This window comes from Rhizobium sp. A22-96 (genome assembly GCF_053521805.1).
The window spans coordinates 1-10,206 of record NZ_JBNWDQ010000013.1; the positions used below are offsets into that span (position 1 = coordinate 1).

Annotated in this window: 8 protein-coding genes; 4 read left to right on the top strand and 4 right to left on the bottom strand. The window is 59.7% G+C overall.

Annotation, left to right across the window (positions count from 1 at the left end):
- The coding region (locus ACQZ6F_RS33300; RefSeq protein ID WP_449096308.1) for a beta strand repeat-containing protein at positions 1-5,544 on the bottom strand (5,544 nt) is incomplete at its 3' end.
- Between the two features lie 209 nt (positions 5,545-5,753).
- Positions 5,754-5,945, bottom strand: coding sequence for a hypothetical protein (locus tag ACQZ6F_RS33305; RefSeq protein WP_449096307.1), 192 nt, complete (start codon positions 5,943-5,945; stop codon positions 5,754-5,756).
- Between the two features lie 355 nt (positions 5,946-6,300).
- Between ACQZ6F_RS33305 and ACQZ6F_RS33310 the strand changes: the two genes are divergently transcribed.
- From ACQZ6F_RS33310 to ACQZ6F_RS33325, 4 genes are all read left to right on the top strand, one after another.
- A complete protein-coding gene (locus tag ACQZ6F_RS33310) occupies positions 6,301-6,459 on the top strand; it encodes a hypothetical protein (protein WP_449096306.1) in 159 nt (52 codons plus the stop codon).
- A complete protein-coding gene (locus tag ACQZ6F_RS33315) occupies positions 6,456-6,665 on the top strand; it encodes a hypothetical protein (RefSeq protein ID WP_449096305.1) in 210 nt (69 codons plus the stop codon). The genes ACQZ6F_RS33310 and ACQZ6F_RS33315 overlap by 4 nt, the downstream gene beginning before the upstream one ends.
- A gap of 321 nt (positions 6,666-6,986) precedes the next feature.
- A complete protein-coding gene (locus ACQZ6F_RS33320) occupies positions 6,987-7,187 on the top strand; it encodes a type II toxin-antitoxin system VapB family antitoxin (protein ID WP_077472248.1) in 201 nt (66 codons plus the stop codon).
- The gene (locus ACQZ6F_RS33325) at positions 7,184-7,567 is read left to right on the top strand and encodes a type II toxin-antitoxin system VapC family toxin (protein ID WP_449096304.1); all 384 of its coding nucleotides are present in this window, start codon (positions 7,184-7,186) and stop codon (positions 7,565-7,567) included. The genes ACQZ6F_RS33320 and ACQZ6F_RS33325 overlap by 4 nt, the downstream gene beginning before the upstream one ends.
- Positions 7,568-7,989: 422 nt before the next feature.
- Here ACQZ6F_RS33325 and ACQZ6F_RS33330 read toward each other — a convergent pair whose 3' ends face one another.
- Both ACQZ6F_RS33330 and ACQZ6F_RS33335 read right to left on the bottom strand, forming a co-directional pair.
- A complete protein-coding gene (locus ACQZ6F_RS33330; protein ID WP_449096303.1) occupies positions 7,990-8,178 on the bottom strand; it encodes a heavy metal-binding domain-containing protein in 189 nt (62 codons plus the stop codon).
- Positions 8,179-8,993: 815 nt separating this feature from the next.
- Positions 8,994-10,206 (bottom strand): sensor histidine kinase (locus ACQZ6F_RS33335; protein ID WP_449096302.1); only part of this gene is annotated, 1,213 nt, incomplete at its 5' end.

The following is a 10,206-nucleotide window of genomic DNA, read 5'->3' on the forward strand; positions in this document are numbered from 1 at the left end:
GGCGGCATCGGGATCACCGGCGGCGGCGCGCATCTGCGACAGGCTGGTGGAGAAGCCGAGCGTCATGCCCTCCTCGGATGGCGTCATGCGCGCGGTGACGGGATCGGTCGCCTTCTCCATCTGCCGGCGCTGTAAAAGCCCCGGCACCTCGATCGTGTTGGCGATCATGTTCTGGCGGGATTGCACGAAGTCATGCACGAGATTGTCGATATCCGCAGCAACCTTGCCGGCGTTATAGCGGATATTATAGGTGATCGTGCCGGTATTCGAAACCCCAAGCGCGCTGACGAGCTTGTAGCCGACGCGCACGCGACCGGAATAGGCCGGGTTCGGCGTATACTGCAGATACCAACCGACAGGTGTGCTGACAGGACCGGCTGCTGCCAACTGGCCCTGGATGATTGTCGCCGTGCCGGCATTGGCGGGCTCCACGAAGGTCAAGTCGGCCGCGGTGAATGGACCGCCCGTCGCACCGCGATTGAGGTAGACGTCCGGAGGTGTCGACCCCTCCGGTACATCGACGACCTGATCCCCGGCGCTGACAGCGCGTGGGATGACCTTGAGGGTAAACGCTGCTGCACCGGTTGCACCATTGCCGTCGCGGATCTGGATGGTGAAGCTGTAGTCGCCTTCGGTGCCGCCCGCGAGCGGTCCGTTGAGCTGGCCGGTGGAGATGTTGAGCACCAGGCCGTTCGGCAGGCTGCCGGAGGCAAGGCTGAAGATCTTGGTGCCGGTGCCGCCGGTTGCCGAGATCTGCTGGCTGTAGGCCTCGCCCGCCATCGCCTCGGGCAGGGCGCCGCCGGCCGGGCTGAACACGAAGGTGGTCGGCGGCGGCGAGATGGCGATCGTATAGGCAGCGGATGTCGTGGCGCTGTTGGCGTCGGTGGCGGTGATGGAGAAGCTGTAATTGCCTGGCGCCGTCGGCGTGCCGGTAATGGCGCCCGTGGCATGGTTGAGGGTGAGCCCGGCCGGCAGCGTGCCGGTGAGGCTATAGCTGTAGGGGCTCGTTCCGCCCGAGGCGGTGACGGTCTGGCTGTAGGCGGTGGTGACGATGCCGGCCGGCAGGGCTCCGCTCGGCGGCGAGAAGGACAGGGTCGGCGCGGTGATCGTCACGCTCACGCTTGCCGGCGCCGAGGTGCCGGAGGCGTTGGTGGCGGTATAGGTGAAGCTGTCGGTACCGCTATAGCCCGCTGCCGGCGTATAGGTGATCGAGGTGGCCGATGCGGTCGCGGTCCCATGTGCGGCGGCCGTTGCGACAGCCACCGAGCTTGCCGCTCCACCGGTGATGTTCAGCGTGATCGGATTGTTCGAGGAATTGGCGGCGACGGTTGCCGCAACCGCATTGGCGATCGGCGGCTGGACGCTGACCGCCAGGGTATAGGCGCGCGATCCCGTGAACGGTCCCGAGCCGGTCGAACTGTCCGTGGCCGTGATGGTGATGTTGAAGTTGCCTGATGCCGTCGGCGTGCCCGCAAGCACACCGGCCGGCGAGAGCGTCAGTCCGGCGGGCAGGGCGCCTGCTGTGATCGCGTAGGAATAGGACCCGGTTCCGCCGGATGCCGTGATGGTCTGGCTATAGGCAGCGGCCACGGTGGCAGCCGGCAGTGTGGTCGGCGTGATTGTAATCGTCGGAGCACCAATGATCACGGTATAGGCCCTGGAGCCTGTGAATGGCGCGCCGGTGCCGGTCGAACTGTCCGTTGCAGAGATGGTGAGATTGAAGGTCCCGCCCGCCGTCGGCGTGCCGGTGATGGCGCCGGTGGACGCGTTGAGGCTGACACCAGCCGGAAGCGCACCGGCCGTCACGGCATAACTATATGGAGCAGTACCGCCTGTGGCCGTGATCGCCTGGCTATAGGCAGTGGCGATCGAACCGGAGGACAAGGCCGCCGGGTTTATCGCCACTGTCGGCACCGACACCGTCACGCTAACGGAAGCTGGCGCAGACGTGCCGTCGGCATTGGTGGCAGTGTAGGCAAAGCTGTCCGCTCCGGCATAGCCCGCCGCTGGTGTATAGGTGATCGTAGCCCCCGAGGCGGTCGCCGTGCCATGGGTAGCCTGCGTCGAAACCGTGACCGAAGTTGCGGTTCCACCCGTCAGGTTGAGGGCGACCGGATTGCTGGTCGAGTTGGCGGCTACCGTCACCGCGGCATTGCCCGCAATCGGTGGGTTAGCGGTCACGGCCACGCTATAGGCCTTGGCGGCGGTGTAAGGTCCGGTACCCGTCGAGCTATCCGTCGCAGTCACGGTGAAGTTGAAGTTGCCGGCTGCCGTCGGGGTCCCATCCAGCGTGCCGTTCGAGGAGAGCGCCAGGCCCTGCGGAAGGGCGCCGCCGGTGACGGAGTAGGTATAGCCACTCGTGCCGCCCGAGGCGGTGATCGTCTGGCTGTAGGCGGTGTTCAGCGCCGCACCCGGCAATGTCGCAGGGCCGATCGCAATCGTCGCAGCATTAATCGCCACGCTATACGCTTTGGATACGCTAAAGGGCGAATTCATCCCGCCGGAGCTGTCAGTCGCCGTCACGGTGAAGTTGAATGTCCCGCCCGCCGTCGGCGTGCCGGAGATTGCACCCGTCGAGCTATTGAGTGTCAAACCATTCGGCAGCGCACCCGCCGTCACCGCATAGTTGTAGGGCGTGTTGCCGCCGGAAGCCGTCACGGTCTCGCTATAGGCGGTAGCAACCGCGCCACCCGGCAGTGTCGCCGGCCCCAGCGCGAGCATCGGGGCATTGACGGTTACGGTGTGAACCGTTGACGCAGTGGTATACGGTGCGCCGGTGCCGGTGGAACTGTCCGTCGCCCTGACGATGAAGCTGAAAACGCCGGCGACCGTTGGCGTGCCGGAGAGTGTACCGTCTGCTGCAAGCGTCAGGCCAGGGGGAAATGCACCCGCGGAAAGCGAATAGTTATAGGGAGCGGTACCGCCTGATGCCGTGAACGGCTCACTGAAGGCTGTTCCCGCGGTCAAGGTTGGAGTCGAACTCGGCGTGATCGACATCGTCGGCGCGCCGACCATCAAAGCATAGGCGATGGAACCGCTAAACGGTGCTCCCGTGCCTGTCGTGGCATCCGTTGCAGTGATGACGAAATTATAGGTCCCGCCTCCTGTTGGCGTGCCAGAGATTTCGCCGGTAGACGAAGACAGTGTCAGGCCCGCCGGCAACGAGCCTGCTGTAACCGCGTAACGATAGGGGCTGGTGCCGCCGGTTGCCGTCACGGTGGCGCTATAGCTGGACGCAATCGCGGCATTTGGCAAGGACGCAGGGCCAATCGTAACTATCGGCGCCGAGATCGTCACGCTGACGGTTGCCGGTGTAGACGTGCTGGTGGCGTTGCTAGCCGTGTAGGCGAAGCTGTCGGTGCCAGTATAGCCTGCCGTCGGCGTATAGGTGATCGATGTGCCGGTGGCTGACGCCGTACCGTGACTTGCCGCCGTCGAGACGGCGACCGAGCTAGCAGCTCCCCCGGTCAGAGCAAGCGTGATCGGATTGTTCGTCGAGCTCAGCGCAACCGTCGCTGAGACATTTGCTGCAACCGGCGGATTGAGGAAGGTATAACCGCCGACCAATGTCGCAGTACCGCCCAGCGTAGTGACGCTGACATCAACTGCACCGGCGGCGTGGGCAGGAGTGGTTGCGGTGATCGAGTTTGCGCTATTGACGGTGAAGCCGATGGCGGGAGTGCCGCCGAAGCTGACCGAGGTTGCGCCCGACAAGTTCGTACCGGCAATCGTCACCGACGTGCCACCAGTCTCCAAACCCGCGTTGGGCGACGCAGCGGTTACGGTCGGAGCGGCGACATAAGTATACTGATCGGCAGCAGACGTTGCACTCGTGCCGCCCGATGTCGTTATGCGAATGTCGACGGTTCCGGTGCCGGCAGGCGCTGTCGCCGTAATTGATGTTGGTGAATTGAAAGTGAAGCCGGTCGCAGCCGTTGCGCCGAACGTCACAGCCGTTACGCCAGTGAAGTTCGTGCCAGTCAGTGTTACCGTCGTGCCTCCGGCTGTCGGTCCAGATGTCGGACCGATGCTGGAAATCGTCGGCGCCGCGACATAGGTATATTGGTCAGCCGCCGACGTTGCACTCGTACCACCTAATGTCGTCACACGGATATCGACTGTGCCCGTGCCGGCGGGCGCGGTTGCAGTTATCTGCGTTGCGCTGTTAACAGTATAGCTGCTTGCCGCCGTAGCCCCGAAGGTCACCGCCGTCGCGCTACTGAAACTCGTACCGGTGATGACGACTGTCGTGCCGCCAGCAGTCGGGCCGGCAGTCGGACTGAGGCTCGTTACCGTTGGTGCCGCAACGTAAGTATATTGATCGGCCGCCGACGTCGCGCTTGTGCCGCCTGTCGTCGTCACCCGGATGTCGACTGTTCCAGTGCCAGCGGGCGCGGTTGCCGTGATCGATGTCGCCGAATTGACTGTGAAGCTGCTCGCGGCCGTTGCGCCGAAAGTAACAGCCGTCGTGCCGCTGAAGTTCGCGCCGGTGATGGTCACCGCAGTGCCGCCCGATGCCGGGCCGGAAGTCGGTGAAATCGAACTGACCGTCGGCGCCGGCACATTGACCGCAATGGCGCCGGACGGCGGCGTAACGTAGACGGAAGCCCCGGATCCGGAAAGCGCGTAACTGACGGCGACCGATACTGGTCCGGCATTGGAGGCGGCTGTCACGGTGAAATTCTGGCTTGCGCCGCCTGAAAAATTGAGAGTGGCCGGTGAGAATGTCAAGCCAGTTGCTGACGGTGTGATAGAGACGGCACCTGCGCTCGATGCGGTCATTGTCAGCGTTGGCGAACTGCTGCCCTGTGTCAATGCGGGATAAGCGGGCGGGCTGATCGTGCCAAGAACAGTCATCGACGTGCTTGCAGGCGCCATATACCCCGCGGCATCCGTGCCACCCAGCGCGTAGTTGATCGTAGTGGGCCCGGGCGTCGCACCCGGGTTGGCTGTGATGGTGAAGGACTGAGTGGTACTGCCGGACGCAAACGAAATTACCGCTGGGCTAAACGTCAGTCCGGCTGCGGTCGGCGTCACGGTCAAATCGGTGCCGGGTGCCTGCGACAGGGTCATGGTGAGGCTGCTGGTTGTGCTACCGGCCTGCGTCACCGGAAAACTCGGCGGCATGATCGTCCCTGGAGCATTTTGGCAGGTGACGCTGGCATGAACCGCGTCACTTCCCGGCTGCGACCAAGCATAGACCGTGAAATCCGGGTAGGCCTGGGATGGCGTGTAACTGCCGCTCAAATTGAGCTCGTGATTGGCAGTCGCATATTGTTCGACGATGATGTCCGAGCCGGTGGCAGAGCTATTATTATAGAGTGCAAATCCCGGTCCTGAGTACGGATCCGTATCCGCGTTCGTGCTTCCGCTCGTCGTGACGTTATAAGTGATCTTGTCGCCGGCATTGAGGGATAGGCCGGGTTGCCAAAGCTCCGTGCCATTGGAGTATGTCGCCCCGGCGCCCCAGGCGGCGTTGATCGCATCACAACCCGAAGAGGCAAGCGAGGTTGGCGCAAAGGCGATCTGTACAGCGATCAACACGAAAGTGAGAGTGAATACCGGTATCGAATTCGAAGTCCGGACTGCTTTGCTGGTGGATTTTTGAGGACGGTGCCTAACTGCGGCAACGATGGATCGGAGTGCTCCCAACAAAATGGGCGGCAAAGAGGCTATAAGGTCGAGCGCGCGATGAAAAAATGCGCCGGCTCTAAATTGCATAAATGTCATGGCCCCTACCATCTTTTCAAAAATCATGCCGCGTCGTACCCTTCCCAGGCAAAACGATCGGTTACATCATTGTAAATGTTATATTTTCGCCTCTGCCGGGCGCGCCGCCCGTCTTGTTGGCTGAGATCCGACCGTAAAATGCCCGCCAGCGACGCGGCTTCCCGCGGCGCATCGCCCCTTTCGCCGATCGGCTGAATGGTGTTGTTGCCGACCACCAGTCTCCATATGCGCAGTCTCCCCCGGCCGACGCACTCATCATTTATCTACGCAACGGTTCGGTCAGCGCAGCACGCTGAACCGCTTGCCCGTCATATTTCCCTCGCCATCTTGCCCAAGTGACTGACGAGCCACGTATTTGAGATCCAATACGATTGCGGCGGACGCTATGTCGATTCATGCAACTTGTCAGTGTCCATTTTTGAAAGCACCAAAAATGGCCCGCAACCATCAACAGCTAGCCTACCGTCCGTCTCTAACGTGCGTCGGAGGGGCGAAGAGAACCGCGATTCTGGATATTCACGAGGACGATACCGCCATCTTTCCGCGCGACATCATGCTCGATCAACGGCCATGACCTCTTCCATCTCGATGGTCGCCAATGTCATCGCCAGCCTGGTGAGCGGTGCCCTGCTCGGCTACCCCCGGAGCGGCTTGATGTGTTTACGCAATTTCTGGTGCCCGCCAATGGTCGCCCGCGCCACCATCGGAATGTCGAAACGACGGAAATGATGCTTCAGCTAATGGTGGCGGGCCGCAGGGTCAGCGCCATTCCGGACTGGCTGGTACGCCGGGAAGTAGCAGCGCTCGATGTCCGCCACGTCCGCATCGGTCAGAGCGGCATCCAGAAAAGCATCCATCTCGGATTGAGAGATGGCGACGACACTGTCGATTTCATCGCAGGTTTTCTCGCGACGTCGCGCCAGGCATCAGCGTGACGCGTCGGCGTTTGTACGGTAAAGCTTGCCGCTCTCGATCGCTTCGCCACCTTCCCGACGGCGGCTTGTCGAATTTCATGCGAAGCTCACCTCGTTTTCTATTTCACGGCAACCTGCAATTGATTCAAAAACAGCGGAGTACTTCAAAGGCCTGGCTCGGCCTCGTGGCGTCAGCGTCAAACGGAAAGACTGGTGAAATAACGATGAAATTCAACAGCTACCGTTTTTCCCTGTTGCACGATGTTCTATGGAGACAGGAATCGAGCGTAGTTTTCTTCACCAAATGGTGCTAGTTTAGGCATCTAAGAGAGGAAAAACGTGATGCGATCAACCATCAATCTCGACGATGCACTCATTGACAGGGCGAGATCATTGACCGGCACCAAGGAAACCGCCGCGCTCGTCCGCCAGGCCTTGGAGACGCTTGTTCGTGTAGAGTCCGGAAAGCGCCTCATCGCGCTTGGGGGAACCATGCCGGATGCCGAGGCAGCTCCGCGTCGCCGGAGCGCAGCAATTAAGTGATACTGGCAGACACCTCGATCTGGATTGATCATTTCCGACATGGCGATGTTGAGTTACGCAAAATTATTGAAGACGATCGCCTACTTTGCCATCCAAGCGTGATCGGCGAGTTGGCTCTTGGCAGCCTTCGGGATCGAAGCAGCGTAATGGCCTTCCTGGCGGCTCAGCGTGGAGCCGTTGTCGCGACGCACGACGAAGTCATGACCATGATCGACCGATATGGAATTTTCAGCATGGGCATTGGCTATACGGATGCCCATTTGCTGGCGTCGGTACTCATTGACCCAAGAGCCTCCTTGTGGACCAGAGACGAGCGACTGAGGATAGCGGCCGAAAAGGCAGGCGCATCATTGCACATACCGGTCGATGAACCCCACTAAATGCTAGGGACGTACGCCCAAAGGGCTTCGGATAGGCTTTGCAAGTCCTTTGGTCTTGAAAGGAATCGAACCCTTGGCTCCCAAAAGGCTTCACCTTTGTGTGGTTTCATCTTTTGAATTCAAGGTATTAATCGCTTAGCGAAACAATTTGCGAAAACATCCCAAATGCTGAATGTGGTCCGATGATAAATACGGTTGTATGATGCGCGCCTGGGGCTCGTCAGCCATCCCCACCTTTTGGAGCGCTAACTCCGAGCGCATTCTTCACTGCACGCTTGGGTGAGGTTCGCGCCGCGAAACTCTTCTTGATGCTGGGCCTTCGCATGCCAAATTTGAGACCAGATTTACGTCTTGGCACAACACGATCCTGAAAATAATTGCGACGTTAGTTGTGAGAACCGGTTCTCCCGAAACGGCAGTGTTCATCGAGGAGCGAGCCTAACCGCCGTCCCCGTCGCCGCCACAAAGAGAATTCCACTTCCCGAACCACTTCCAGTGGTGGCCTCATTATAATCCAGATCAATCGCGATCACGGCATCAGCGCCAATTTCAAACGCTTGTCTTTTCAGCTGATCCAGACAGGCCTGCCGCTGCGCGATATTGCAACTCAACCGCGAGATGGATATCCAGCAAGCCCGTCAAATTCCAGAGACAGATGCGCTGTGAGATAGCGTTGTAACCCCGGAGCTACCCAATTGCGAGATTAAGGCGCTGGAGTCATGTTTGAATATCAATATGGCGATTGGCCCACCTACGAGTGCCCCAATTATGATAGCCGAGAGAAAATATCGCGCCGCGATACTCACTATGGATTCGAGGTAATTCATTCAGCTTCTCCACGCGTGTTGCGACCCTCGCAACTTGGATCGCAGCTTCGTCATTCTTTCGCTAAGCGAGTGATCAGAGCCGCCAACCTTGGGTCCGAGACATTCGTCTGGCCCGGTGCTCGCATCTGTTAGGTATTGAATGTTACCGCAGTCTGATCTGCGGTGAGGACGCCGGGCGCTCCGTTGGTGGCGCCTCGTCTGTGTCCCGACACGACGCTTATCGGTGCGAATTCTGACGTATATTCCATGGGTTACGGGATTTTTTCGATCTTTGGTGGCCAACTCCGCCATAAGTTAAGCTTTGGCGGACTTCAGTCAGCCGCCGGTGAGAGACGGGCCCTGTGCGACTCGACCGCTGCTGGTTGGCAGTCTGATGAGGAGATTACCCCTACCTGTAGCAAGGGGCGAACTGCCGGCTTGCGCGCCCCGCGATAAGGACGGTAGGCGCCGAGGCGACAATGGCCTGGAAGGGGGCGTAGTTCATCCTTACGAACGCCCCTCACCTCCATGCATCTTAATTTCCGAAGTCACGGCTTTAGCCTGTGGAGGTGCTCACTCAGCTTAAATGCAGCTAATTCCGATGTGGGTGCCGCAAGTTATCAATGTGGTGGAAAAACCAGACATACCGTCAATCCCCCACCCGGAGTTTCTTCGAGAAGAACGGATCCGCCGTGAGCATGAATGACTTGAGCCACGATTGCCAATCCCATTCCTGTGCCGTCAGACATGGTGTTTATGCCCCGGGTAAAGGGGCGCAGCACAGCATCTCGTTCCGCGGCTGGAACTCCAGGGCCGTGGTCTATGACCTTCAGCGTGTGGGCCTCAAGGACTTCGACAATGATTGTCTCGGCTTGTTGAGCGTGGTGTATGGCATTGGAAATCAGATTATCGAGCGCAACACGTATGGCTGCCTCCGATCCGGAAACGATGACCTCAGCCTCCGGAGCGCGCAACTCGATTTCGAGACCCTGCTTGATCGCTCTCGGCACGTGATCCGCGATGGCCGAGCGGACGATCGTTGTCAGGTCGACCGAGGTAAAAGCCAGGGATTGCCCGGATAAACGGGCAAGCTGTAGCGATGTCGTCACGATCGAGGCGAGACGTGTGACGTCGCGGATCAACATTTCCCTGACTTCGGCATCCTTCACCAAATCCAGCTTTATACGCAGCTTGGTCAGGGGCGTCCTCAATTCATGGGACGCACTTGCAAGGAAGTTCCGCTGCGCTTCGAACGCATTATCGATCCTCATGAGTGCGGTGTTAAACGCCGCGACCATGGGTCTGAGCTCGGCTGGTGTATCCCCATCGGGAATCCTGCGACCGTTCGGAAGACCGTCAATCCGCTCTGCCGAATCAACAACCTTCCTGACAGGCGCCGCAATCGTGCGCTTTACGATGACCGCCGCGATCGTTGCGGTCGTAATCAGCACGAGACCCAGCAGATGATACAGGCCCTGGGGCCAGACGGACCAGAGCGCCACAAATATGGTTTGAGCATAGGAAAGTGAAAGGCCGCCAACGGCAACAACTGCTTTCGGATTTCGGTCGTCTACCAGCCTCAGTCCGAGATAGCGTTCCCCGCCAGAGGTATAATAAAACTCCGAAGCGAAGATTTCCGAAGGAGCCGCATTGATGATTGCGTCGACCGACACGGGGATTATGCCATGCGATACCGTCTCTTGCCCGTCACTCATCAAATACCAGAAAGAAGGTTCGGCCTCGGCAAAACCCATAATCGTCGCTGAGATCCCTTTTGGGTCCAGACGCAGCCGTCCGTTGCCGTCATGGTCCATACTGGATCGAATGAGCTTG